The organism is Methylophilus sp. E2MeOHC9 (assembly GCF_058744375.1).
This window is the reverse complement of record NZ_CP196024.1, coordinates 1,291,257-1,315,325: the sequence shown is the minus strand read 5'-3', so window position 1 is coordinate 1,315,325 and position 24,069 is coordinate 1,291,257. Positions and strand designations below refer to the sequence as shown.

General features: G+C 49.7%; 25 protein-coding genes and 1 tRNA gene. 12 read left to right on the top strand and 14 right to left on the bottom strand.

Going from position 1 to position 24,069, the window contains the following annotated elements; all coding sequences use genetic code 11:
* Positions 1-9: 9 nt before the first annotated feature.
* The 4 genes from purD (at position 10) to ACSSVF_RS06325 (ending at position 5,003) form a co-directional block, all read left to right on the top strand.
* Positions 10-1,278 carry a phosphoribosylamine--glycine ligase gene (purD, locus tag ACSSVF_RS06340; protein ID WP_492406315.1) on the top strand — a complete coding sequence of 423 codons (1,269 nt, stop codon included), beginning with the start codon at positions 10-12 and terminating at the stop codon, positions 1,276-1,278.
* An 11-nt stretch (positions 1,279-1,289) separates the two neighbouring features.
* Positions 1,290-2,204 (top strand): oxygen-dependent coproporphyrinogen oxidase, encoded by a 915-nt coding sequence (gene hemF, locus ACSSVF_RS06335; protein ID WP_492406070.1) that lies wholly within the window; start codon positions 1,290-1,292, stop codon positions 2,202-2,204.
* Between the two features lies 1 nt (position 2,205).
* Positions 2,206-3,510, top strand: a complete 1,305-nt coding sequence (locus ACSSVF_RS06330) for a M18 family aminopeptidase (protein ID WP_492406069.1) — start codon at positions 2,206-2,208, stop codon at positions 3,508-3,510.
* 95 nt (positions 3,511-3,605) lie between these two features.
* Positions 3,606-5,003, top strand: a complete 1,398-nt coding sequence (locus ACSSVF_RS06325) for an amino acid permease (protein WP_492406068.1) — start codon at positions 3,606-3,608, stop codon at positions 5,001-5,003.
* Positions 5,004-5,096: 93 nt separating this feature from the next.
* Here the strand turns inward: ACSSVF_RS06325 and ACSSVF_RS06320 are convergent, their stop codons facing one another.
* The 5 genes from ACSSVF_RS06320 to ACSSVF_RS06300 form a co-directional block, all read right to left on the bottom strand.
* Positions 5,097-5,420 carry a c-type cytochrome gene (locus tag ACSSVF_RS06320; RefSeq protein WP_492406314.1) on the bottom strand — a complete coding sequence of 108 codons (324 nt, stop codon included), beginning with the start codon at positions 5,418-5,420 and terminating at the stop codon, positions 5,097-5,099.
* 205 nt (positions 5,421-5,625) lie between these two features.
* Positions 5,626-6,561 (bottom strand): D-hexose-6-phosphate mutarotase, encoded by a 936-nt coding sequence (locus tag ACSSVF_RS06315; RefSeq protein WP_492406067.1) that lies wholly within the window; start codon positions 6,559-6,561, stop codon positions 5,626-5,628.
* On the bottom strand, positions 6,558-8,417 hold the full coding sequence (gene ilvD, locus ACSSVF_RS06310; RefSeq protein ID WP_492406066.1) for a dihydroxy-acid dehydratase: 1,860 nt from the start codon (positions 8,415-8,417) through the stop codon (positions 6,558-6,560). The genes ACSSVF_RS06315 and ilvD overlap by 4 nt, the downstream gene beginning before the upstream one ends.
* A gap of 281 nt (positions 8,418-8,698) precedes the next feature.
* Complete coding sequence (locus ACSSVF_RS06305; protein WP_492406065.1) at positions 8,699-8,887, bottom strand: CstA-like transporter-associated (seleno)protein; 189 nt, start codon at positions 8,885-8,887, stop codon at positions 8,699-8,701.
* A gap of 11 nt (positions 8,888-8,898) precedes the next feature.
* The gene (locus ACSSVF_RS06300; protein ID WP_492406064.1) at positions 8,899-10,968 is read right to left on the bottom strand and encodes a carbon starvation CstA family protein; all 2,070 of its coding nucleotides are present in this window, start codon (positions 10,966-10,968) and stop codon (positions 8,899-8,901) included.
* 291 nt (positions 10,969-11,259) lie between these two features.
* On the opposite strand from ACSSVF_RS06300, the gene ACSSVF_RS06295 reads away from it, so the two are divergent.
* Positions 11,260-11,436, top strand: coding sequence for an ANTAR domain-containing protein (locus ACSSVF_RS06295; protein ID WP_492406063.1), 177 nt, complete (start codon positions 11,260-11,262; stop codon positions 11,434-11,436).
* A 107-nt stretch (positions 11,437-11,543) separates the two neighbouring features.
* A tRNA-Val gene (locus tag ACSSVF_RS06290) sits at positions 11,544-11,619 on the top strand.
* 44 nt (positions 11,620-11,663) lie between these two features.
* Here ACSSVF_RS06290 and radC read toward each other — a convergent pair.
* Together radC and ACSSVF_RS06280 are read right to left on the bottom strand one after the other, a co-directional pair.
* Positions 11,664-12,338: a RadC family protein gene (gene radC, locus ACSSVF_RS06285; RefSeq protein WP_492406062.1), complete on the bottom strand. Its 675-nt coding sequence runs from the start codon at positions 12,336-12,338 to the stop codon at positions 11,664-11,666.
* An 18-nt stretch (positions 12,339-12,356) separates the two neighbouring features.
* Entirely contained in the window at positions 12,357-13,124 is a 768-nt protein-coding gene (locus tag ACSSVF_RS06280) for a hypothetical protein (RefSeq protein WP_492406061.1), read from the bottom strand.
* 98 nt (positions 13,125-13,222) lie between these two features.
* Here ACSSVF_RS06280 and coaBC point away from each other — a divergent pair, with 98 nt between their 5' ends.
* The 5 genes from coaBC to rpmG all read left to right on the top strand — a co-directional run bounded on the left by coaBC (position 13,223) and on the right by rpmG (position 17,759).
* Positions 13,223-14,413, top strand: coding sequence for a bifunctional phosphopantothenoylcysteine decarboxylase/phosphopantothenate--cysteine ligase CoaBC (gene coaBC / locus ACSSVF_RS06275; protein WP_492406060.1), 1,191 nt, complete (start codon positions 13,223-13,225; stop codon positions 14,411-14,413).
* A 109-nt stretch (positions 14,414-14,522) separates the two neighbouring features.
* The gene (locus ACSSVF_RS06270; protein WP_492406059.1) at positions 14,523-16,670 is read left to right on the top strand and encodes a TonB-dependent receptor family protein; all 2,148 of its coding nucleotides are present in this window, start codon (positions 14,523-14,525) and stop codon (positions 16,668-16,670) included.
* A gap of 118 nt (positions 16,671-16,788) precedes the next feature.
* Complete coding sequence (gene dut, locus ACSSVF_RS06265; RefSeq protein WP_492406058.1) at positions 16,789-17,241, top strand: dUTP diphosphatase; 453 nt, start codon at positions 16,789-16,791, stop codon at positions 17,239-17,241.
* Between the two features lie 93 nt (positions 17,242-17,334).
* Positions 17,335-17,571, top strand: coding sequence for a 50S ribosomal protein L28 (gene rpmB, locus ACSSVF_RS06260; RefSeq protein ID WP_091472854.1), 237 nt, complete (start codon positions 17,335-17,337; stop codon positions 17,569-17,571).
* A 32-nt stretch (positions 17,572-17,603) separates the two neighbouring features.
* The gene (gene rpmG, locus ACSSVF_RS06255) at positions 17,604-17,759 is read left to right on the top strand and encodes a 50S ribosomal protein L33 (RefSeq protein ID WP_011478679.1); all 156 of its coding nucleotides are present in this window, start codon (positions 17,604-17,606) and stop codon (positions 17,757-17,759) included.
* 78 nt (positions 17,760-17,837) lie between these two features.
* Here rpmG and ACSSVF_RS06250 read toward each other — a convergent pair whose 3' ends face one another.
* Together ACSSVF_RS06250 and mgtE are read right to left on the bottom strand one after the other, a co-directional pair.
* Complete coding sequence (locus tag ACSSVF_RS06250; protein WP_492406057.1) at positions 17,838-19,133, bottom strand: mechanosensitive ion channel family protein; 1,296 nt, start codon at positions 19,131-19,133, stop codon at positions 17,838-17,840.
* A 9-nt stretch (positions 19,134-19,142) separates the two neighbouring features.
* Positions 19,143-20,600, bottom strand: a complete 1,458-nt coding sequence (gene mgtE / locus ACSSVF_RS06245) for a magnesium transporter (protein ID WP_492406056.1) — start codon at positions 20,598-20,600, stop codon at positions 19,143-19,145.
* Between the two features lie 78 nt (positions 20,601-20,678).
* Here mgtE and ACSSVF_RS06240 point away from each other — a divergent pair, with 78 nt between their 5' ends.
* Positions 20,679-20,921, top strand: a complete 243-nt coding sequence (locus ACSSVF_RS06240) for a glutaredoxin family protein (RefSeq protein ID WP_492406055.1) — start codon at positions 20,679-20,681, stop codon at positions 20,919-20,921.
* A gap of 107 nt (positions 20,922-21,028) precedes the next feature.
* On the opposite strand, the gene rplQ is transcribed toward ACSSVF_RS06240, so the two are convergent.
* The 5 genes from rplQ to rpsM are packed head-to-tail and all read right to left on the bottom strand — an operon-like array spanning position 21,029 to position 23,962.
* A complete protein-coding gene (rplQ, locus tag ACSSVF_RS06235; protein WP_492406054.1) occupies positions 21,029-21,418 on the bottom strand; it encodes a 50S ribosomal protein L17 in 390 nt (129 codons plus the stop codon).
* Between the two features lie 32 nt (positions 21,419-21,450).
* On the bottom strand, positions 21,451-22,437 hold the full coding sequence (locus ACSSVF_RS06230; RefSeq protein ID WP_055827085.1) for a DNA-directed RNA polymerase subunit alpha: 987 nt from the start codon (positions 22,435-22,437) through the stop codon (positions 21,451-21,453).
* A 56-nt stretch (positions 22,438-22,493) separates the two neighbouring features.
* On the bottom strand, positions 22,494-23,123 hold the full coding sequence (gene rpsD / locus ACSSVF_RS06225) for a 30S ribosomal protein S4 (RefSeq protein WP_442586896.1): 630 nt from the start codon (positions 23,121-23,123) through the stop codon (positions 22,494-22,496).
* A gap of 48 nt (positions 23,124-23,171) precedes the next feature.
* Complete coding sequence (gene rpsK / locus ACSSVF_RS06220) at positions 23,172-23,561, bottom strand: 30S ribosomal protein S11 (RefSeq protein WP_018986256.1); 390 nt, start codon at positions 23,559-23,561, stop codon at positions 23,172-23,174.
* Positions 23,562-23,599: 38 nt separating this feature from the next.
* Positions 23,600-23,962, bottom strand: a complete 363-nt coding sequence (gene rpsM, locus ACSSVF_RS06215) for a 30S ribosomal protein S13 (RefSeq protein WP_442584709.1) — start codon at positions 23,960-23,962, stop codon at positions 23,600-23,602.
* Positions 23,963-24,069 lie beyond the last annotated feature (107 nt).

Genomic DNA, 24,069 nt, shown 5'->3' with positions numbered 1-24,069 from the left:
TAGTGAATGATGAAAATTTTAGTGATTGGTTCTGGCGGCCGTGAGCACGCCCTGGCCTGGAAAGTATCCCATAACAAAGCAGTCAGCCGCGTGTTTGTCGCCCCTGGCAATGCAGGCACTGCCACAGCTCCAGACATGACCAATGTGCCGATCACCAAGATTGATGAGTTGGTAAAATTCGCGCAAGATGAACAGATCGCACTGACCATTGTTGGCCCGGAAGCGCCTTTATCACAAGGGGTCGTGGATGCATTCCGTGCTGCCAATTTAAAAATCTTTGGCCCGACCAAAGCCGCGGCACAACTGGAAAGCTCCAAGGATTTTGCCAAGGCATTCATGATCCGCCACAACATTCCTACAGCGAAATATCAGACTTTTAGTGATGTGACTGAAGCGCACACTTATATCGATGCCAACGGTGCGCCTATCGTCATTAAAGCCGATGGTTTAGCTGCAGGTAAAGGTGTGGTCGTGGCGATGACACTGGAAGAAGCGCACGCAGCGGTTGATGCCATGCTGGCTGACAACAAGCTGGGCGATGCTGGCGCACGCGTCGTGATTGAAGAGTTTTTAACCGGCGAAGAAGCCAGTTTTATGGTGATGGTCGATGGCAAGAATATTTTGCCGCTCGCCACCAGCCAGGACCACAAACGGTTGCTGGATGCCGATCTGGGCCCCAATACCGGCGGCATGGGCGCGTACTCCCCGGCACCAGTGGTCACGCCCGACGTCCATGCCAGGGCGATGCGTGAAATCATCATTCCAACTGTAGAAGGCATGGCCAAAGATGGTATTCCTTACACTGGCTTTTTATATGCAGGCTTAATGATTTCACCGAGTGGCGAGGTCAAAACACTGGAATTCAACTGCCGTATGGGCGACCCGGAAACGCAGCCTATCATGATGCGCCTGAAGTCTGACCTGGTCGCTCTGGCAACACATGCCGTGGATGGCACGCTGGATCAGGCGACCACAGAGTGGGATAGCCGCTTTGCCCTGGGCGTGGTGATGGCGAGTGCCAATTACCCGGAAACACCCAAACTAGGTGATGAAATCACCGGCCTGCCTGACAACGTGCAGGATGGACATGTGTTCCATGCCGGGACCACCCTGAAAGACGGTAAAGTCGTCACCAGTGGCGGGCGTGTATTATGCGTGACCGCCTTGGGTGATGATGTGAAATCAGCCCAGCAAGCCGCCTACAAAATCCTTGAATCCATCAAATTTGAAGGTGCGCAACATCGCCAGGATATCGGTTACCGCGCCATTAGCCATTAAAGAATACTTCCATGACAGACACTATCCAGCCACACGCCGTTTATGATTTCCTGCAAGGATTGCAGGCACGCATTGTGGAAGCGGTTGAGCTGGTAGATGGCAAAAACTTTTTGCAGGATAGCTGGCAGCGCCCGGAAGGCGGCGGCGGTAACTCCTGCCTGCTGGAAAATGGCAATGTGTTTGAACGTGCAGGCGTGGGTTTCTCACATGTGTTAGGTAACAAATTGCCACCCGCAGCCAGTGTCGCCCATCCGGAAGCCGCAGGCAGGCCATGGGAAGCCATGGGCGTGTCGCTGGTGTTTCATCCGCACAACCCTTATATCCCGACCGTGCATATGAATGTGCGTTTCTTTGTCGCCAAAGCACAACATGCAGGCGAAGCGGATATCTGGTGGTTTGGCGGCGGCATGGATCTCACGCCTTATTATGGTGACGAAGAAGACTGCATCCATTTTCACCGTGTCAATAAAGAAGCCTTAGCCCCGTTTGGTGCGCAATACTATCCGGGCTTCAAACAGGCTTGTGACGAATACTTCTTCCTCAAGCACCGCAAAGAGCCTCGCGGTGTGGGCGGCATCTTCTTTGATGATTTTAGCGAACTTGGCTTTGCCCAGAGTTTCGCCTTGCAACGGGCGATTGGCGATGCATTCTTACAAGCTTACCTGCCTATCGTGCAGCGTCGTAAAAATCAGTCGTACGGCGAGCGCGAGCGTGATTTTCAGGCTTATCGCCGTGGCCGTTATGTCGAATTCAACCTGATTTATGATCGCGGCACCATCTTTGGCTTGCAATCCAATGGCCGCACCGAATCCATTTTGCTTTCCATGCCGCCCCTCGTTAAATGGCGCTATGACTGGAAACCGGAAACCGGCAGCCCGGAAGCCAAACTGTACACAGATTTTTTGATCGAGAAAGACTGGGTTTAACATGCCAATCTCAACAGAAGCCAGACAACGTGCACTAGCCCTGCTGAACTTTATTGATGCCAGCCCCAGCCCATGGCACGCAGTCACGCATGTTGAACAGGCCCTCGCCGCCCAAGGATTCACCCAACTGAATGAGCAGGATGCCTGGCAAGTTAACCCAGGCGGCAAATACTACGTTGTGCGCGACGGCGGTTCTATTATTGCGTTCGTGCTGGGTCAAGCGCCCATTGCCGAGCAAGGGTTCCGCATCGTCGGTGCGCATACCGATTCGCCCGGCCTGCGCTTAAAACCCAAGGCAGCCTACAGCACTGAAGGTCTCGCGCAACTCGGCGTAGAGGTTTACGGCGGGCCTATCCTGGCGACGTTTACCGACCGCGACCTCAGCCTGGCCGGACGCGTCATTGTAAGAACTGCATCAGGCTTCACTCCTCACCTGATCAAACTGGATCAAGCCATCGCCCGCCTGCCTAACCTGGCGATCCATATGAATCGCGAAGTGAATGAAAAAGGCCTGGCACTCAACAAGCAAACTGGCCTGCCTTTGATTTTTGGCCATGCCGCCAGCAGCGAAACCGCCAGACAATTACTGTCTGACACATTGGCAAATACGCTACAGGTGTCCGCCGAGGACATCTTGAGCTGGGATCTGGCTTTGTATGACACGCAAACCGGTAGCTTCTGGGGCATGGAACAAGAGTTTATCGCCAACAGTCAGCTGGATAATCTGGCTTCCTGCCATGCCGCACTGCAAGCTTTAATCAGCACCGAAAAACCGCAGGCGACCTCTATTTGTGCATTATTCGACCATGAAGAGGTCGGCTCCGAAACGGCTACCGGCGCTGGCGGCAGTTTTCTGCTCGATGTGCTGGAGCGTATCAGCCATACCCAACAACTGACAGCCGAAGATAAGTTGCGTAGTTTCTCGCACAGTTTCTTTATCAGTGCCGACATGGCGCATGCTTTTCATCCCAACCACGCAGGCAGCTATGAACCCTGCCACCATGTACAGGTGAATCAGGGGCCGGTGATCAAAACCAACGCCAACCAGCGTTACAGCACCAATGCCGCCACCGCCGCGCGCTTTATACAGCTGTGCGAGCAGGCTGGCGTGCCTTACCAGCAATATGCGCACCGCACCGACCTTGGGTGCGGCAGCACCATCGGCCCTATCATGGCCGCACAACTGGGCATTGCCACGGTAGATGTCGGCAACCCGATGTGGGCTATGCACAGCATCCGCGAGAGCGCAGGCGTTCTGGATCATAGCTATATGATCGCCACCTTGCAGCAACATTACGCCAGCTGACCTTATACACACCCTTCGATTCCCGGCTAATTTCTCGTTAGCATTGACGCTGGTATAACGATTGCTTTACCCTTGTATGACAAGGGGATCAAGCAATGTTAAAACAATTATTACGTAAAAAACCAATTCAGCCACATGCGCACACCGGCCTGAGAAAATGTTTAAGCGCATTTGACCTGGCATTACTCGGGATTGGCGGCGCCATCGGCACTGGCATTTTCGTGCTCACAGGGATTGCAGCGGCCACACAATCAGGCCCGGCCGTGGTGCTTTCATTTGTTATTGCAGGCATTGCAGCAGGCTTCGCAGCGCTCGCCTATGCTGAACTGTCCTCTTCTATCGGTGGCTCAGGCAGTGCATACGGCTACAGCTATGTCGCCTTTGGTGAATTCGCGGCCTGGATGATGGGCTGGATGCTGCTACTGGAATATGGCGTCGGTGCCGCCGCGGTGGCCAATGGCTGGGCCGGCTACTTTGTGAATACCGCCAGCAGTCTTGGCTTCCACATTCCGGAACACCTGACCAAAGCGCCGGTGTTAGGTGGCAGCATCAATCTGCCGGCGTTTGCGATCATCTGGATCTTAACCATATTGCTGATGGTGGGCGTGAAAGAAAGTGCGCGCGCCAATAACCTGATGGTGGCGATCAAACTCTCCACCATTGCGACCTTTATTATCCTGGCCGTAGGTCATATCAATGTCGACAACTGGCAACCATTTATGCCATTCGGCTGGTTTGAAACGCTGGAGAATGGCAAGAATATAGGCGTATTCGCCGGTGCATCACTGGTGTTTTTTGCCTACTTCGGGTTTGACGCTGTCTCCACGGCGGCAGAAGAATGCAAAAACCCGCAACGCGACCTGCCGATAGGCCTGATCGCTTCGCTGCTGTTTTGTACCATTATCTACATTATCGTTTCTGGCACCTTGACTGGTGTGGTGCCATATACAGAATTAAACACGTCTTCCCCGGTAGCGTTTGCGCTGACTAAACTGGGTTATCACTGGTCATCTACACTGGTAGCAACCGGCGTGATTGCCGGGCTGATCACCGTCCTGCTGGTTTTGCTTTACGGGCTGACACGTATTCTGTTTGCGATGAGTAGAGACGGCCTGATTTCGCCTGTCTTTTCCGAGGTGAATCCTGATCGCCAGACGCCGAGTAAAATCATTCTGATGTGCGGCTTTGTGGTGTCTATCGTTGCCGGATTTATTCCGCTGGGTGAACTCGCCGAAACCGTCAATATTGGCACACTTGCCAGTTTCATCATGGTTTGTGTCGGTGTGATCCGTTTACGCATCACCCATCCGGATCTAGCGCGCCCATTCAAGAATCCATTTAATCCGCTCATCCCGGTTGCCGGTGTGGTTGCTTGCGGCGCCCTGATGTCTTTCCTGCCGGCAGAAACCTGGCATCGCTTTATCAGCTGGGCCTTGGTAGGCGTTGCGTTCTACTTTGTTTACTCCATCCGCCACAGCAAATTACGCCATTAAGCAAAACGCCCAAATTACGCAAATAACTAAGCCGTTATTCCAGCAATAAAAAAGCCGACATGAAGTCGGCTTTTTTAATTTCACAAGTAGCAATTACAGAGCTAGAATCCACTCAACAATCGTCTTGATATCTTCGTCTTTCACTTGCGGGCTGTTAGCTGGCATAGGAATGTTTCCCCAAACACCGCTGCCACCTTTTTTCACTTTATCAATCAGCTTGCCTTCTGCTGATTTATCACCCTTGTATTTTGCTGCAACATCTTTATATGCTGGACCCAATACTTTCGCATCGACACTGTGACAAGCTAAACAACCGCTTTTCTGTGCCAATGCTTTTGCTGCAGCTGCATCTGCAGCTTGTGCCTGACCAGCCATGAGTAAGATGGCTGTTGTGATTGCAGAAAATAAAACTTTCATGCGCACTCCTTGAATATCTTTAAAATAATAAATCCCCAATGCATTTTCATGCATGTGGCATCTTACCTGACCATTCAAATTCCACAAGTACGAAGCCGTGAAATTCAAAAGCCGAACCAACTAATTTAGATTTGGGTGGTATTTTGCCAACAAAGGTAAAACGCGCGTGTCACGAATGCGTTGACACGCGCGTTTTAGAAGGGATTTACAACGTTTCGATAGAGTATTCGGCGCTTAAGATGTGTTTGCGGCCAGGATTGATGACGACCATATTATCCAGCGCATTGGTGGTTTCTACACAAATGGTTTTGCGCCATTCGTCACCCACGCCCATGTCGCCCATAGTGCCAGCTTTTTCTGCGCCCGGGTTCCATACCACGGTGGCATCACTGCCCGATTTCGCGATATGCACAATGCGGTTAAATCCGCTGTCATGGATCGCGCAATCCGAACTATGGTGCACGTAAACACGGTCATATTCACTGCCATCAAAGGCGAGTGCATTGTGTTCAACGTTACGCTCGTAATCCAGCAATTTGTCTAGGTAGACGCAGTCCTGCATGCCAGTGATTTTAATATTGGAGATATCGCTGACATTAAAGTAAGTATGGAAAGCTTCACTGATGACAAATGGGTGCTTGGCCAGATTGGTAGTGGCCAGGTCTATCCGCAAACGGCGGCCTATGGTAATCGTCAGTGTCAACTCATAAGGGTAAGACAACTGGCGTTGCGCTTCAGGGGTTTGTTGCATTTCAAGGATAATGCGTGTGGCGCCGGTTGGCGTCGCATCAATATCCATCACGCGCCATGGAATCACGCGCGCAAAGCCATGTGGACACAAAGTGCTATCAGTCGGATGTGCGCCAAACCATGGCCAGCAGATCGGTGTGCCACCACGGATTGAACGGCCTTTCACGTAGCGTGCATTGCTGGACAGCCACAATACCGGATCAGATAAGAACTTAGGCTGCCACTCCATGACATGTGCGCCTTGCAGCGCAATTTTGCCAGTCGCCAGCGGGTTATCGATCTCAAGGTATTGCAGGCCATTCTCATCTTGCAGCTGGTTGACGTGCGCATGCAGTTTCATACGCTTTGTCATATCGGGTTGACCATGTTCCAATGTTGCATGTGCGGTCATTTACCACCCCTTTCAATTTGTGACACATCTCTGACTGCGCCTCTGGCGGCGCTGGTACTCATGGCGGCATAGGCACGCAACGCTGGCGAAACCACGCGTTCGCGGCTCACTGGTTTCCAGGCATGGTGCCCTTTGTTTTCCATAGTGGCACGGCGGTGCGCCATGTCTTCATCGCTGATGACTAAATGGATAGTCCGGTTAGGGATGTCGATCTCTATCGTATCACCCTCTTCCACCAGCCCGATAGCGCCACCTTCTGCCGCTTCCGGTGAAGCATGGCCGATGCTCAATCCTGAAGTACCCCCCGAAAAACGTCCGTCTGTCAGCAAAGCACACTCCTTACCCAGGCCTTTGGATTTCAGGTAGGAAGTCGGGTACAACATTTCCTGCATGCCTGGTCCGCCACGTGGGCCTTCATAACGTATCACAACCACATCGCCAGCGACTACCTGGTCGGCGAGGATACTTTCCACTGCGTCATCCTGGCTTTCAAACACGCGTGCGCGGCCAGTGAATTTCAAAATACTCTCGTCGACACCGGCAGTTTTCACAATACAGCCATCCAGCGCGATATTGCCGTACAACACGGCCAAGCCACCATCTTGTGAGTAAGCATGTTCCTTGTTGCGGATACAACCGTTTTCACGGTCATCATCCAGCTCCGGCCACAGCATGCTCTGGCTGAAAGCAATGGTGGTGGAAATACCACCAGGCGCGGCGCGATAAAACTTTTTCACCTCTTCATCTTGCGTAGTGACGATATCCCACTTGGCTAACGCCTCACCCATGCTTGCACTATGAACGGTCGGCACATCCGTATGGATGACACCAGCGCGATTGAGTTCCCCTAATATGCCCATCACGCCACCTGCCCTATGCACATCTTCCATGTGATATTTGCTGGTGGCTGGCGCCACTTTAGATACACAAGGCACCTGGCGCGAGATACGGTCAATATCGCGCATGGTGAAGTCGATGCCCGCTTCGTGCGCTGCGGCAAGCAGGTGCAACACGGTATTAGTAGAGCCGCCCATGGCCACATCCAGGCTCATGGCATTCTCAAAGGCCTGCATATTGGCGATATTGCGCGGCAAGACGGAATAATCATCCTGCTCGTAATGGCGCTTGGCCAGATCGACAATCAGGCGGCCAGCCTGCAAAAATAATTGTTTACGCGCGGCATGTGTTGCCAGGGTAGAACCATTGCCAGGCAAACTCAAGCCTAATGCTTCTGTCAGGCAGTTCATCGAGTTTGCGGTAAACATGCCGGAACAGGAGCCGCACGTTGGGCAGGCAGAACGTTCAACTTCAGCGACTTCTTCATCGCTGATGCGGCTATCTGCCGCTTCAACCATGGCATCTACCAGGTCCAGTTTACGCACGGTGCCTTGCCAGTTTACTTTGCCGGCTTCCATCGGGCCGCCAGAGACGAATACCACAGGGATATTCAAGCGCAGTGCTGCCATCAGCATGCCAGGCGTGATTTTGTCGCAGTTGGAAATACACACCAGTGCATCTGCACAATGCGCATTCACCATATATTCCACACTGTCGGCGATCAAGTCGCGGCTGGGCAGGCTGTACAGCATGCCGCTATGGCCCATGGCAATGCCGTCATCCACGGCAATGGTATTGAATTCCTTGGCGACGCCACCGGCTTTCTCAATTTCACGTGCGACTAACTGACCTAAATCTTTAAGATGCACGTGCCCGGGCACAAACTGGGTAAACGAGTTTGAAATAGCGATAATCGGCTTGGAGAAGTCTTCATCTTTCATACCGGTGGCTCGCCAAAGGGCGCGGGCACCAGCCATGTTACGACCTTGCGTAGTCGTGTGTGAGCGGTATTTAGGCATCTGAAACACTAGGATAGTCGTTAATGTTTTATTTTAACCGAATACGCAGCACCATGCGCACCTGATACAGGTTTGTTACATTCAGACCTGTATAGCAATACTCGCTGGACCAGCAAATGTTGCGTAGATCCCTGCTGGCCGGGGCGGTTTCGTTAGAAAACAACCATGTGCGGGGTAATCACCTACGCATTAAGCACAAGCCCTACAGACTTGTACTACTGCTTTCAAAACCTTGTGCTTTCAAAACCTTGTCTTATTGTTCGGCCAAATAAGACCGGTGTTCAGCAGCAACGTTTAATGCCCTGCCACTTCTGATCCTGCCATTGTTTGAAAAACTCAGCGCGTGACAAAGGCGCAGCAACATCAGGTTCATGTGCATGGTGTTCGGCATAATGTGCCAGATACCGGTCATAAACATCATCACCTGATAATTGGCGGATGCGCTGCCAGCATTGCCTGAGCCATTTCATATCAACGATTCCTAACCTGAAAATTTGCCGGGGACATAGCTGGTCGGCACATAAGGCGTCTCGGTGGAAGGCAAAACTGGTTTGCCTGCGAAGTAACGCCAGCTCATAACGAACACATCCACAAAAACCACCCACAAAACTACCACAAAAAACAGGGTCAGCCAGGCATCGAGTTGTTGGTTAAAAATCAATTGCGGTGCGACAGCGGCTTTGTCAGGCGGTAATAGCCCCGCTGCCAGTTTGTGTGACAAATCATTAGCTGCAGCAAAAAAACCTACCCGCAGATCATTGCTAAAGATTTTTTCATAAGCCGCGGTGGTCGTAATAATCAGTAGCCAGATTAAAGGTAAGCCGGTAATCCAGGCTTTGCTGGCTTTGCCTGATTTGATCAATATGCCGGTACCTACAGATAAGGCAATCGCTGCCAGCATCTGGTTGGCAATACCAAACAATGGCCACAGGATATTCACGCCGCCATTGGGGTCTATCACACCGATGTAAAGGAAATATCCCCAACCGGCGACCACGAGTGCACTGGTGAAAATAACCGAAGGTGTATAAGACGTCTCGCCCAACTTGGGATGCAGGTTACCCAGCATATCCTGTAGCATAAAGCGGCCAACGCGGGTACCGGCATCAAGAGTGGTTAAAATAAAAATAGCTTCAAACATAATGGCAAAGTGATACCACAACGCCAATAGATGGGTACCAAACACAGTGCCTAGAATACTGGCCATGCCGACTGCCAGGCTAGGTGCGCCGCCGGTGCGGGCAAATAAGGTACTTTCACCCATGGCACTGGCCAAATTCTGCATTTGCTCAACAGACACCTGGTAGCCCCAGCTGCTGATGGTATTCACAGCATCGAGTGCCTCTTTACCGACCACACCGGCTGGGCTGTTGATCGCGAAGAAGACGCCAGGTTCAAGAATAGTCGCCGCAATCATGGCCATCAGCGCCACAAAACTTTCCAGCAACATGGCGCCATAACCTATCATGCGGATGTCACTTTCACTGGTGATCAGCTTGGGGGTGGTGCCGCTGGCAATCAAGGCATGGAAACCGGAAATCGCCCCGCAGGCAATGGTGATGAACACAAACGGGAACAACTTGCCGCCAAAGATGGGGCCTGTGCCATCAATGAATGGAGTGATGGCAGGCATGCGGATATCCGGACGCAGCCATAAAATGGCGATGGCCAGCATCAGCACAGTGCCCAGTTTCATAAAGGTAGATAAATAATCGCGCGGCGCCAGCAGCAACCATACCGGCAGCACAGCAGCGGCAAAACCATAGGCAATGACGCTAAACGCCAGCGGCAAGCCCTCATGGTCAAACCAGGCCGAGAACACCGGGTGATGATCTACCCAACCACCAAGCACGACCGACCCTAATAACAAGATCACACCCAGCAACGAAGCTTCAAGCACGCGTCCTGGCCGCAGGTAACGCATATACACGCCTACAAACATGGCGATCGGGATGGTTGCTGCCACGGTGGAGGTTCCCCAGGGGCTATGCTTCATGGCATTCACCACCACCAGCCCTAACACGGCGATCAGGATAATCATGATCATAAACGTGCCAAACATGGCGGCAACACCGCCTATGACACCGATTTCATCGCGTGCCATTTGCCCCAGGCTACGGCCATTGCGGCGGGTGGATAAAAACAGTGTCACCATATCCTGCACCGCACCACCAAGCACCGCTCCGATCAGTATCCATAGCGTGCCGGGCAGGTAGCCAAATTGCGCTGCCAATGTAGGCCCGACCAAAGGCCCAGGCCCTGCAATAGCAGCAAAGTGATGACCAAACACCACCCAGCGATTGGTGGGCACGAAATCCCGGCCATTACTCAGGCGCTCGGCAGGCGACGCCCGTGTGGCGTCCAGGCTTAATACACTGGCGGCGATCCAGGCAGCATAAAAACGGTAGGCGATCGCATAAATACAGATAGCCGCTGTGATCAGCCACAAGACATTCAGTGTTTCCCCTCTGGAGAGCGCCACTTGTGCCACCGCGAATACCCCCAGCAATGTCAGACCGGCCCAGCCAGCACGCCCTAAAAAATCCTTCATCGTATTTATTTTCTTTCTAATTATTCATGTTTTCAAAGTCTGCCTGCATGATAGCGCTGGCAGCTTGGTGCAATGGCACTGCGTTGGTGCGGGTAATGAGAATAAGTCGTTGTCAGACAATCCGCAACATGTGCGCAATATACCTTAACAATCATAGACTTACAATCAGCCTACTAATTGGCACACAGATTGCTAAATCCTGTTCAGCATTAAACTTATCTTTATTTTCGACCAATGAGACCTTCAACGCCCACGACTTCAGCACCTTTTGACGCTTCACGCCATGCCTCTTTGAGTCTGGAAGATCAAAAACTGGTGGATGGTGCCAGAGACATTTTGATGCGCCAGCGCGCCCTTAATGAAGAAGAAGCCTATTCCTTGCTTTCCGAGATGGCAAACAAGCGCAGGACGGGTATGGCAGACATTTCACTGCAGTTGATTAATATCACCAAACGTTTGACCGTTTAGCGGTTTATCCCTGGCAATGCTGATCACACTATGCATGTGAAAAACTAAGCCGCCCCTCTTGCAAGAACAAAAGGGTTAGGTATAATGCGGCCTTCGTTACAAGGCACGGGTGCTTAGCTCAGTTGGTAGAGCGTCGCCCTTACAAGGCGAATGTCAGCGGTTCGACCCCGTTAGCACCCACCACTCCCCTGCCTTCGCTTCAAATCAATATATTCAAGCCTTTAGTTTCAGATCAATCCCCGCTCGCTAAATGAAAACGTGTCCTGACCGGCCACAATAATGTGATCCAGCACCTTCACATCCACCAGGCTTAACGACTCTTTTAAAGTCAGGGTCAATTGTTCATCGGCCCGACTAGGCGTGGCTGAGCCACCAGGATGGTTATGACTCAGGATCACAGCCGCCGCATTCAGCGCAAGCGCACGTTTGACCACTTCCCGTGGGTAAACGCTGGTCTGCATCAAGCTACCTTCAAATAATGTTTCATAAGCACTCAAGCGGTTTTGTGCATCCAGAAACAGAATACCGAACACTTCACGCAAAAGATGGGATAACTGCAACTGTAAATAGGCTTTTACCTGTGCGGGCGAATGAAAGCTATCGGCCTGTTGCAATGTTTCACCCAGCGCGCGCTTGCTCATTTCCAGCACTGCTTGCAGCTGACAATATTTACTCTCACCCATGCCATGTACCTGCTGCATCTCGGCCATGCTGGCGGAGAAAATGCCATTCAGACTTTGAAAATGCTGCAATAAATCACGCGCTAGGTCGACAGCGGTTTTGCCAACGACGCCTACCCTTAAAAAGATAGCAAGCAACTCTGCATCCGACAGCGTCATGGCGCCTGCGCGCAATAGTTTTTCACGTGGGCGTTCTTGTTCAGGCCAGTCAGTGATTGCCATCGCTTATCCTCGCATAGATTACTTTGCCCAGCCGATTTCCCTGGACGTTGGCCGGCCAATGATTGTTTCATCCAGGCTCCTGGCCATGCGCGCCCGGTTAGCAGAAAGCGGGATTCTCCCGGCCATGATTTCCGCCTTCTTTTGCGGATACAAGGGTTGCATATAAGGCTCGGCATAGCCTTGCGGCAGCAAAGGCGCGTTAGTATTCAAATCATATTTATCGCTAGCACCCAGGGTATGTAGCAACTCATGTGCGATCACAACTGTATTGCCGGCATGCTGGGCAGGCGCTGCAAACAAATTCACGCGGCCTATCCTTCCTTTTTGCAATGCCGTTGAATGCAATAATCGCGTATGTGTTTTGATATCGTGATACAGCAGATACAGTTTGATATCTATGGGCACGCCAAGCGCTGGTTGATGCTGCCAGGCAAACCAGCGGAATTTAAGGCTCCAAACGATGATGTCAAGGTAATTTGCGTGAAGAGCGGGCGGCGCAAGCGGGATCTCTTTGATGCCAGGGCCCAGATGAAACACAATCGGTCTCTGCAATGGCAACTGATATCTGAGCGCCTCGCGGGAAAAATATTGCTCTATGACTTTAAAATCCTCTTCCTGCAAAGTCGCCATATACGCCTCAGCATCTGCAGATGCATCTGCATTCACCGGATACAAGGCCACATGCAAGGGTTTATGCCATTGCCGCCCCTGATATTCATCCCAGACCTGCATCATTGCTGTCGCGATCACTGCCACCCAGAAAATCACCCTTACCGTTTTCAGCATGCACTTAACCTTGTTTAATTACCATATCTTAACATGTTTAAAAATGCTGCTATTCGGCCTGATTCCAAATCAGCGTGCTTTGCAGTTAAAATACAGGCATGCATAGCGCTCACTCACAGCCTCATCATCTACTTTTAGGCGTCACCGGCGGCATCGCGGCTTACAAAACTGCCGAACTGATCCGCCTGCTGATCAAGCAAGGCCATACCGTACAGGTAGTGATGACAGAAGCTGCCACCCATTTCATTACGCCGACCACCTTACAGGCACTATCCGGCAACCCGGTATTTGTTGATAGCTGGGATACGCGTATTGCAAATGCAATGCCACACATAGAACTGAGCCGACAAGCAGACGCCATTCTGGTTGCACCAGCTAGTGCTGACTTCATTGCCAAGCTGGCACATGGCTTTGCCAACGACCTACTCTCTACATTATGCCTTGCACGTGAGTGCCCACTCCTGATTGCGCCAGCCATGAACAGGCAAATGTGGGAGAACCCAGGTACGCAACGCAACATTGAGCAATTACTAAAAGATCAGGTCACTGTATTAGGGCCAGATAGCGGCGAGCAGGCCTGTGGCGAAGTCGGCCAGGGCAGGATGCTGGAACCCGACATGCTGCTCGAAGGCGTGCAAACACACTTTACGCCCAAGCTACTGGCCGGCAAAAAAATCCTGATCACCGCTGGCGCCACCATGGAAATGCTGGACCCGGTGCGCGGCATCACCAATATCAGCAGTGGAAAAATGGGGTTTGCACTTGCCAAAGTGGCCACGCAGATGGGCGCTGAAGTGACATTGATCCATGGCCACGCGACCGCTTCACGGCCTCAGGTCAGTCATGCATATCATGCCAGCACCGCGCATGACATGTATCAAAACGTCATGCAGCACATCGCCAATCAAGACGTGTTTATCGGCGTAGCCGCTGTGGCAGATTACAGCCCGTTGGTTTCAGCCGAGCAGAAAATCAAAAAAAGTGAGGGGACACTTACTATTGAACTCAAAAAGAATAAGGATATCCTGGCCGACGTTGCCTCATTACCAAATCCGCCCTACTGTGTCGGTTTTGCCGCAGAAACCGAGCGGGTGTTAGAACATGCTAGGAAAAAACGGCTGGATAAAAAGATCCCTTTGATTGTGGCAAACCAGGCCAGCCTTGCTTTAGGCAGCGACAACAACAGTGTCACCCTCATTGATGCGACTGGTGAGTACCCTCTGGATATAGCCGACAAAACCACGATTGCTGCGAAAATACTCACGCACCTTAAACACCACCTGAACTAATCCACTGTAAATACACAGCCCCTCAGCATATTCATGAAAATACTGAGGGGCCCAGCCTGCCAAACAGCTTACAATCGCGCCAATTAATTTCATTAGTATTGAGTAACTTATGCGCGCTTTTGTGTTTCGTTTAACGCCAGTCTGTTTGGCAGTTTCATCCGTATTCGGTGGTTTTTCCGTGGCTGAAGCTGAAGAAGAAAAAGTCCTGACACTTTCGCCAGTTGTGGTGACTGCCACCCGCCAGGCACAGGATAGTTTTGACCTGCCTGTGGCGATTGATGTGGTCACTGAGAAAGATATCAAAGAAGGACAATTGCAAATGCAGTTGTCCGAAAGCCTGATTCGGGTGCCTGGTATTACCGCGCAAAACCGGACACAGCAATCGCAAGACCCGCAAATCTCCAGCCGCGGTTTTGGCTCGCGCTCCTCATTTGGAGTAAGGGGTGTACGTGTCTACGTTGATGGCATTCCATTGACAATGCCAGATGGTCAGGGTCAGCCAGGTGTCGTGGATCTTTCCGCAATTAAAAGCATAGAAGTCATGCGCGGACCATTCTCCTCACTTTATGGCAACTCATCTGGCGGCGTGATTCAAATGTTTACTGCAGATGCGCCTGCCACCCCGACAATTGGTGCAACTACTATGTTTGGTAGTTACGGGACCAAGCGAAACGTGCTAGAAGCCGCGGGCCAGTTAGAAGGCTTAGAGTACTCATTGAATGTCTCCAATTTTGAATCTGATGGATATCGTGCGAATAGCAGTAGCAACAAGCAAATGGCGACTGCAAAATTTAGATTTAATCTGAATGAAGATACAAGAGTCACTGCTTTGGTTAACTGGTTTGATCAGGAAGCTCAGGACCCGTTAGGGCTTAACAGAGCGCGCGCCTTCTCTAGCGCAAGCCGGGATAAGGTTGTTCCTGCTGCATTATTTGCTAATACCAGTGTAAAACGTGACCATACGCAAATTGGTTTTAACATTGAGCATGCGCTAAATGAAAACAATAAAATTAGTTTTATTCCTTATGTCGGCACTCGTCGGAACGCTCAAATATTAACAACGACAGCAACTGTCACAACGCTTGGAGCAACTAACGCCCGACTCAGTGAAATCGAACGTGAATTTTATGGTGCGGATTTGAGATGGGATAATTTCGGAAACTTGGGTTCTTTACCTTACCAAATCACTCTGGGGCTCACTTACGGAAAATCTACCGATGACCGTAGAGATACAAATGTTTTGGCTTTAGGGGCGCCGGCCAACGTTCAAAATCGACTTGAACAAAACATCACATCAAACTTTGATCAATATATTCAGGGCAAACTTAGTATCACACCGACCATTGATTTGCATGCCGGTGCTCGACACACGAAAGTTAAACTCGACGTACAGGATGACTTCACGACTGGTACTGGATCAAATGGCGACAACAGTGGCTCTGCTGAATACCAGAAAACTACACCCGTTATCGGCGTAGTCTGGAAAGCAACAGAAAAATTAAACCTTTACGCCAACTTCGGCAAAGGTTTTGAAACACCGACTTTTATTGAAGCTGCTTTCGACAGTGTTGCCGGCGGTGTCGCCAGCAGGCCAAATCTTGCACTCAAAGCTGCTGAGAGCCGCAACTTTGAGCTGGGGGCAAAAGCTTTTATTACGGACAATATCAGAGCAAACCTAACCCTGTTCAAAGTGGATACTGATAACGAAATCGTTACCCGCCAAACGGTTTCTGGCCGCTCTAGCTATCAAAATGCAGGTCAAACAAAACGCACAGGTATCGAAGCCTCAGTAGATGCTAACCTTGACAATAACTTTACTGTTTTTGCATCATATACTTTACTGAATGCCAAATTTGAAGACCCCTTCGTTACCGTCATCAATGCAGCTGGTACAACCGGAACAGTCAACTCAGGCAACAGAATCCCTGGCACCTACAAATCACAAGTCTATGGCGAGGTAGCCTGGAGATATCCGGCACTTGGATTCTTCTCAGCGCTAGAAGCCAGGCATAACAGTGAAGTTTATGTGAATGACATCAATATAGATAAAGCTCCTTCATATACCATTTACAACATCAGGGCAGGCCTAGAGCAGAACTTGAGCAGCTGGAGATTCAAAGAATTTATCCGCTTGGAAAATATTACCGACAAAGACTACATCGGCTCAGTGCGGGTGAATGATGGTAATAGCTTATTCTTTGAACCAGCAGCGGGCCGCAACTACCTGCTTGGATTAAGCGCCCAATACAAGTTCTAGCTAACAATATCCTTAAAGCCAGCACTCGCTGGCTTTTTTATTGTGAGCTAGTTATCGCGCTTAGTGATTTTCATCGTTATTTGGTGTTTAATAGCGCAATCTTTTTGGAGCAAGCACTATGTCAATTACGGTAGACCTCAAAATCCTGGACCCGCGTTTACACCACATGATGCCGACGTATGCGACGCCTGGCTCTGCCGGGCTGGACTTGCGTGCCTGTATCGAGCACACCCAAACCATACAGCCGGGTGAAACCATCATGATCCCGACCGGCATGGCGATCCACATTGATAACGCCTATTATGCAGCGCTGATTTTGCCACGCTCCGGGTTGGGCCATAAGCACGGCATCGTGCTCGGCAACCTGATCGGGCTGATCGATTCAGACTACCAGGGCCAACTACTGGTTTCATGCTGGAACCGCAGTAAAGAGCCGTTCATTTTGAACCCGCTGGAGCGTATCGCGCAGATGGTGATCGTGCCCGTGGTGCAAGCAGATTTTCATATTGTGGATGAATTCACCTCCAGTGAACGCGGTGAAGGCGGCTTTGGCAGTACCGGAAAACATTAATCATTAAAAACCATAACAATTGCTTGATTTAGGATTGCTTTTCATTCTATAATCTCGCTCTTTCTGAAAAAGATAAAGTATTTGGAGATAACCATGGCACGTGTATGTCAGGTAACAGGCAAAAAGCCGATGGTGGGTAACAATGTTTCTCACGCACAAAACAAAACAAAACGCCGTTTCTTGCCTAACTTGCAAAACCGTAAGTTCTGGGTTGAGAGCGAAAATCGCTGGGTAAGCCTGCGCATTACTAACGCTGCTTTGCGTACTATCGACAAAAATGGTATCGACGCTGTGTTGGCTGATTTGCGTGCAGCTGGCGAAAAAATCTAACTCGCGACATTTAGTCTGCAAAGGATATTATCATGCGTGAAAAAATCAAATTGGAATCAAGTGCTGGTACAGGTCATTTCTATACCACTACTAAAAACAAACGTACCATGCCAGAGAAAATGGAAATCAAGAAATTTGATCCAGTCGCTCGCAAGCATGTACTGTACAAAGAAACTAAATTGAAATAATTTATTTCTTACCGTCTTAAATAAAAAAGCCTGCATATGCAGGCTTTTTTATTAGCTATTACCTCAGGTGATGCTTAATTACTCCGCAGCCGCATTCAACGCGCCTTGGCCGGAAATAATGCGCACATCCTGCTGTGGGTATGGGATCTGAATATTATTCGCTTTAAAGCGCTGCCAGATCTCGTAATAGACCTCACTTTGCAGCTTGGCGGTGCCTTCTTCAGGATTAAGCACCCCTACTGCCAACTGCAAATCAATTCCGTACTGACCAAATGATTTGATGATCACCTCGACCGCACTGTCATCTCTAAGAGTGCGCTCATGCGTTCTACCAACTTCTTGTAATAATTTGATGGCTAAATCAAGATCGCTTGCATATGAGATCTGCACCGAAACCGGCACCTTTGCTTTGTGCGCCGCGGAGGTATGATTGATCACCACGTCAGTGATGATGGTTTCATTAGGGATGATAAACTCTGTGCCATCCAGCTTGCGCAGGACAATATAGCGCGAGCGCAGCTCTCCCACCATGCCATAGAAACCACGTATGGTCACAATATCGCCCATATGCAGCGACTTATCCATCAGGATAATAAAACCACTCACATAGTTGCTGGCAATCTTTTGTAATCCAAAACCCAGACCCACACCCAAAGCACCACCAAATACCGATAGCATGGTGACATCAATACCTACGGCGGCCAAAGACATCAGCAAGGCGATCACGATCGCCACCATGCGTACCAGCTTGACCATGATGACTCGCCAGTTGCTATCGATATTCTCCGAGGCCATCAGTCGTAGCTCTAGCATACGACTCAGCCACAAGGCGACCAGCATGGTGATTACGATGGTCAATCCGCCTTGAATCAGCAGTAGCAGATCCAGCTTTTGCTTGCCGACGCTGAATTGCACATCTTCAAGCACCTGCAATGCAGGGTCCAGGAAACCGCCTATATGCAAGGCAACTATCACCCAAACTGTCCAGCCAATCACACGTTCAAATGATTGCAACCAGGCGCTGGGTGAAAACACGTAGCGCAGCACAAATACAACGCTACGGATAATGATCATGGCCAGCAGCATGCGTGCGGCCAAGCGGATCAGGCCTACATGCATCCAGTGCTGTAACGAGTAGCGCGCAATCACCAATAGCAAAAAGCCCACAAAAGGAAAAAACAGGCGCTCTATGCCACCAAGTAGCATTTTGTAAACTACATTTACCCGGCCAGCCTGGATCTGCTTACGCAGGTGCCAATTAAGCAAGCCACTTACAGCAAGAATGCACCCGACCACTAATAACTGCCACATGGCAGAAGCGGTAGTAAAATCCTGAACGATTTCTTTCCAAAGAATATTAATGTCGTTATCCATTATTTTTATCTACAACAAGATGATGGTTGCCAAACCAAGGAATATAAGAAAACCACCACTATCGGTGATCGCAGTGATCAGGACACTGGTCCCTACAGCAGGGTCACGCCCCAGCTTATTCATCACTAAGGGGATCATCACCCCATTGACCGCCGCCAATAGTAAATTAAGCGTCATGGCAGCCATCATGACCAGGCCTAACGCATAATTGCCATATAACATATCGGCCACCAAGCCTAGTACACCACCCCAAATCAATCCGTTGAGCAATGCGACGCCCAACTCTTTTTGCAATAGCGACTTCATGTGATAGCTGGAGATTTGCCCGAGTGCGAGACCGCGCACAATCATGGTTGAGGTCTGGTTACCTGAGTTACCACCAATACCCGCAACAATCGGCATCAACGCGGCAAGAGCTACAATTTTCTCGATACTGTCTTCAAACAGGCCAATCACACGCGACGCCACCAATGCAGTGACCAGGTTAATTGCCAGCCACGCCCAACGGTTTTGTACGGATTTCCAGATCGAGGCGAAAAAGTCTTCTTCTTCGCGCAAACCGGCCCAGGACAGCATGTCAGCTTCGGCTTCTTCACGGATGATATCCATGACCGTGTCGACCGTGATGCGGCCGACTAGCTTACGATTGTTGTCCACCACGGGCGCAGTCACCAGGTCATATCGTTCAAATGCCATTGCCGCCTGGTCAGACATATCTTCCGGATGGAATACCACCGCATCGGTAGACATAATGTCGCCGACCTGGGTTTCAGGGTCATTCAGAATGATGCGTTTGAGTGGCAGAACGCCTTGCAGGATGTCGTCACGATTAATCACGAACAATTTATCAGTGTGGTCCGGAAACTTTGGCAAGCGGCGCAGGTAACGTAACACAACTTCCAGAGTGATATCGTCACGGATGGTGACAATATCAAAATCCATGATCGCACCTACGGTATCTTCGGGATACGAAAGTGCTGATTGCAGCCGCTCACGGTTTTGCGTATCCAGGCTGTACATCAAGTCCTGCAACACGTCTTTTGGCAGGTCAGGGGCCAGGTCAGCCAGTTCATCTGTATTCAGCTGCTCGGCCGCTGCAAGCAGCTCCTCGCTGTCCATGTCCGCAATCAGGGTCTGACGCACCGCATCAGACGCTTCTAGCAGAATCTCACCATCGCGCTCAGCTTTGACCAGGTCCCACACCATGAGACGGTCATCCAGCGGCAGTGATTCCAGGATGTAGGCCACGTCAGCCGGATGTAGCTGATCCAGCTTGTGTTGCAGGATATTCAGGTTTTGTTTGTGGACGAGCGACTCAACCAGATCGTGGTTAGGCATATCCTGCTTGTGCACGACATGCTCTACCAGCTTGTGCTTGCCGAGTAAGTTAATCACCTGTTGCAATGTCTCGCCCAGGCTCTCCTTACTTTCATTCACCTTCTCATCATGTTCACGAATTTCAGTCATGCTTTTTCCAATGTTGAGCAGGGTTTATTTTTTACAGGTAATATTGTACAAAGCGTTGATGACACTACCTAGCGATTTATGCAGAAGTATTTGATTTTATACGGCACCCTGGGCTGCCACTTATGTGACGATGCAGAGCGTGTACTACAGGCGCTTGGACTAGCTTACAAAACAACTGACATTATTGATGACAATCAGCTGCTGGAGAAGTTTGCGACCAGCATTCCTGTATTAGCAGGCGCTGGTGAAACTTACTTATACTGGCCGTTTAATGAGGCGCAGGTCACAGACTGGTTAAATGCGCGAGATAACACCCTGTAAACATCATCCGACAGAGAGTCATTCTTTTGAATATATAGAATGAAGGGGATTAGAAAAACAAAAAAGCCAGCAATGCTGGCTTTTTTATTTGAAGCGTGCGACAGAGATTATTCTGCGGCAGCTGGTGCTTCTGCAACTTCCGGACGATCAACCAACTCAACAAAAGCCATTGGTGCGTTGTCGCCATTACGGAAACCACATTTCAGGATACGCAGGTAACCACCATTGCGCTCTGTGTAACGTGGGCCAAGTTCAGCGAACAATTTACCTACGATATCACGGTCACGCAAACGGCTGAAAGCCAGGCGACGATTTGCCAAGGTAGGTGTTTTACCTAGAGTGATCAAAGGCTCTGCATACTTACGCAGTTCTTTTGCTTTTGGCAAAGTAGTCTTGATGACTTCGTGACGCAGCAAAGAGGTCACCATGTTGCGGAACATAGCAGCACGGTGGCTACTTGTTCTGTTCAATTTACGATTGCTATTACCGTGACGCATAGTAATTCCTTAAGTATTTATCTTATTAGAAATTAAGCTTTTTCCAAGCCAACAGGTGGCCAGTTTTCCAGCTTCATTCCAAGTGTCAAGCCTTTGGAGGCCAACACGTCTTTAATTTCATTCAATGATTTTCTGCCCAGGTTTGGAGCTTTTAACAGCTCGTTTTCTGTGCGTTGAATCAAATCACCAATGTAAAAAATATTTTCCGCTTTTAAGCAGTTGGCAGAACGTACTGTCAATTCCAGATCATCCACTGGACGCAACAGGATAGGATCAACCTGTGGTGCAGCTTTTACTTCTACATCTGCAGAAGCGCCTTCCAGATTTGCAAATACTGACAACTGGCCGATCAGGATACGTGCTGCATCACGAATGGCTTGTTCTGGCTCGATGATGCCGTTGGTTTCAACGTCCATGATCAGCTTGTCCAAGTCAGTACGTTGCTCAACACGTGCACTCTCAACATGGTAGCTCACCTTGTTGATCGGGCTGAAAGAAGCATCGACCATCATGAAGCCCAATACGCGGTCTTCATCGTTTGCTTTCTGGCGTGCTGGCACAGGCTGATAACCACGACCCATTTCAATCTTCACTTCCAGATTCAACTTACCACCTTTGGTGATATGCGCAATCACGTGATTCGGGTTCACAATTTCAGCATCGTGACCAACTTCAAAGTCACCAGCAGTCACAATACCTTCACCAGACTTGCTTAATACCAAGATGGTTTCAGTTTTGTTGTGCAGTTTCAGTGCAACGCCTTTAAGGTTCAGCAGGATATCAACAACATCTTCCTGAACGCCTTCAATCGTGGAGTACTCATGTACTACGCCATCGATTTTAACTTCTGTAATGGCAAAACCTGGGATAGAAGATAAAAGCACTCTTCTCAAAGCGTTACCCAATGTATAGCCGAAACCGCGCTCCATTGGTTCTAAAGTCACACGCGCACGCAGAGGATTAATGACCTCAACGTCTACTACGCGTGGCTTCAAATATTCTGTAGGGCTATTTTGCATATATTTCCTTGGAGTAATTGGGTATAAACAAATAAACCTTAGCCTGGACTAAGTGATTACTTAGAATACAACTCAACGATCAATGACTCATTGATGGTAACTGGCAACGCATCACGCTGAGGCTTAGCCTTGTACATACCACTCAATGCCTTGATGTTGACGTCCAACCACTCAGGAAAGCCGCGCTGCTCAGCTGCTTCAACTGCAGCTGTAATACGCAATTGCGATTTAGCCTTTTGTGAAACACTGATCACATCACCTGCTTTAACCTGGTAAGAAGGGATGTTCACACGTTTGCCATTCACCAGAATGCTGTTATGGCGTACAACCTGACGAGCTTCGGAACGCGAACCTGCCAGCCCCATACGATAAGCTACATTGTCTAAACGTGATTCCAGCAATTGCAATAAGCTCTCGCCGGTAATTCCTTTTTGACCATCAGCTTTAGCGTAGTAAGCACGGAATTGACCTTCCAATACTCCGTAAATACGACGCACTTTTTGTTTTTCACGCAACTGCACACCGTAGTCCGATACGCGGGCAACACGGCGTTGACCATGCTGACCTGGTGCGAAGTTACGCTTTTCGATTGCGCATTTGTCTGTAAAGCATTTTTCAGCTTTTAGAAACAACTTCTCACCTTCACGACGGCACTGGCGGCATTTAGGGTCTAGATTTCTAGCCAAAATATTCTCCGTTAATCGATTCGCTAATAATTAAATCAGCGAAATGAATTAAATCCTGCGTTTTTTAGGTGGACGGCAACCGTTGTGCGGTACTGGTGTCACGTCAGTAATGCTTGTGATCTTGAAACCAGCAGCATTCAATGCACGTACAGCAGACTCACGACCTGGGCCTGGGCCCTTGATGCGTACTTCCAGATTCTTAACGCCAGATTCCTGAGCAGCTTTACCAGCTACTTCAGAAGCAACCTGCGCGGCAAAAGGAGTACTTTTACGTGAACCTTTAAAACCTTGACCACCGGAAGTAGCCCATGACAACGCATTGCCCTGACGATCGGTAATCGTAATAATCGTATTGTTAAAAGAAGCGTGCACGTGAGCGATACCCTCGGCAATATTCTTTTTAACTTTTTTTCTAACGCGTACATTAGCTTTTGCCATGTTGTACTGTCCTTAATATCTACTAATGTTCAAAGAGATTATTTAGCTTGCTTGATGGCTTTGACAGGACCTTTACGCGTACGCGCATTGGTCTTGGTACGCTGTCCGCGCACTGGCAAACCGCGACGATGACGGATACCACGATAGCAACCCAGATCCATCAAACGCTTGATGTTCATGGTTACTTCACGGCGCAAGTCACCTTCTACAGTGAACTTCGCAACTTCGTCACGCAACTTTTCCACTTCTGCATCGTTCAGGTCTTTCACCTTCGCTGTCGTCAGTACACCAGCGGCTGCACAGATTTTCTGCGCAGTATTACGGCCAATACCGTAAATCGATGTTAAAGCGATTTCTGCATGTTTGTGGTTTGGGATATTCACCCCGGCAATACGAGCCATACTTAAACTCCAATAATCAATCGTTCATCACGATCAAACTTGTGCGTAGAAAAGAAAAGCCGCATATTATATCAGCCAATCCAGACCCTCACAAGAAATTGTTATAC

Bases quoted from the DNA above. Each gene is read 5' to 3' on its own strand.
- purD (WP_492406315.1), top strand. From the start codon at position 10: ATGAAAATTTTAGTGATTGGTTCTGGCGGCCGTGAGCACGCCCTGGCC.
- hemF (WP_492406070.1), top strand. From the start codon at position 1,290: ATGACAGACACTATCCAGCCACACGCCGTTTATGATTTCCTGCAAGGA.
- ACSSVF_RS06330 (WP_492406069.1), top strand. From the start codon at position 2,206: ATGCCAATCTCAACAGAAGCCAGACAACGTGCACTAGCCCTGCTGAAC.
- ACSSVF_RS06325 (WP_492406068.1), top strand. From the start codon at position 3,606: ATGTTAAAACAATTATTACGTAAAAAACCAATTCAGCCACATGCGCAC.
- ACSSVF_RS06320 (WP_492406314.1), bottom strand. From the start codon at position 5,420: ATGAAAGTTTTATTTTCTGCAATCACAACAGCCATCTTACTCATGGCT.
- ACSSVF_RS06315 (WP_492406067.1), bottom strand. From the start codon at position 6,561: ATGACCGCACATGCAACATTGGAACATGGTCAACCCGATATGACAAAG.
- ilvD (WP_492406066.1), bottom strand. From the start codon at position 8,417: ATGCCTAAATACCGCTCACACACGACTACGCAAGGTCGTAACATGGCT.
- ACSSVF_RS06305 (WP_492406065.1), bottom strand. From the start codon at position 8,887: ATGAAATGGCTCAGGCAATGCTGGCAGCGCATCCGCCAATTATCAGGT.
- ACSSVF_RS06300 (WP_492406064.1), bottom strand. From the start codon at position 10,968: ATGAAGGATTTTTTAGGGCGTGCTGGCTGGGCCGGTCTGACATTGCTG.
- radC (WP_492406062.1), bottom strand. From the start codon at position 12,338: ATGGCAATCACTGACTGGCCTGAACAAGAACGCCCACGTGAAAAACTA.
- ACSSVF_RS06280 (WP_492406061.1), bottom strand. From the start codon at position 13,124: ATGCTGAAAACGGTAAGGGTGATTTTCTGGGTGGCAGTGATCGCGACA.
- coaBC (WP_492406060.1), top strand. From the start codon at position 13,223: ATGCATAGCGCTCACTCACAGCCTCATCATCTACTTTTAGGCGTCACC.
- ACSSVF_RS06270 (WP_492406059.1), top strand. From the start codon at position 14,523: ATGCGCGCTTTTGTGTTTCGTTTAACGCCAGTCTGTTTGGCAGTTTCA.
- dut (WP_492406058.1), top strand. From the start codon at position 16,789: ATGTCAATTACGGTAGACCTCAAAATCCTGGACCCGCGTTTACACCAC.
- rpmB (WP_091472854.1), top strand. From the start codon at position 17,335: ATGGCACGTGTATGTCAGGTAACAGGCAAAAAGCCGATGGTGGGTAAC.
- rpmG (WP_011478679.1), top strand. From the start codon at position 17,604: ATGCGTGAAAAAATCAAATTGGAATCAAGTGCTGGTACAGGTCATTTC.
- ACSSVF_RS06250 (WP_492406057.1), bottom strand. From the start codon at position 19,133: ATGGATAACGACATTAATATTCTTTGGAAAGAAATCGTTCAGGATTTT.
- mgtE (WP_492406056.1), bottom strand. From the start codon at position 20,600: ATGACTGAAATTCGTGAACATGATGAGAAGGTGAATGAAAGTAAGGAG.
- ACSSVF_RS06240 (WP_492406055.1), top strand. From the start codon at position 20,679: ATGCAGAAGTATTTGATTTTATACGGCACCCTGGGCTGCCACTTATGT.
- rplQ (WP_492406054.1), bottom strand. From the start codon at position 21,418: ATGCGTCACGGTAATAGCAATCGTAAATTGAACAGAACAAGTAGCCAC.
- ACSSVF_RS06230 (WP_055827085.1), bottom strand. From the start codon at position 22,437: ATGCAAAATAGCCCTACAGAATATTTGAAGCCACGCGTAGTAGACGTT.
- rpsK (WP_018986256.1), bottom strand. From the start codon at position 23,561: ATGGCAAAAGCTAATGTACGCGTTAGAAAAAAAGTTAAAAAGAATATT.
- rpsM (WP_442584709.1), bottom strand. From the start codon at position 23,962: ATGGCTCGTATTGCCGGGGTGAATATCCCAAACCACAAACATGCAGAA.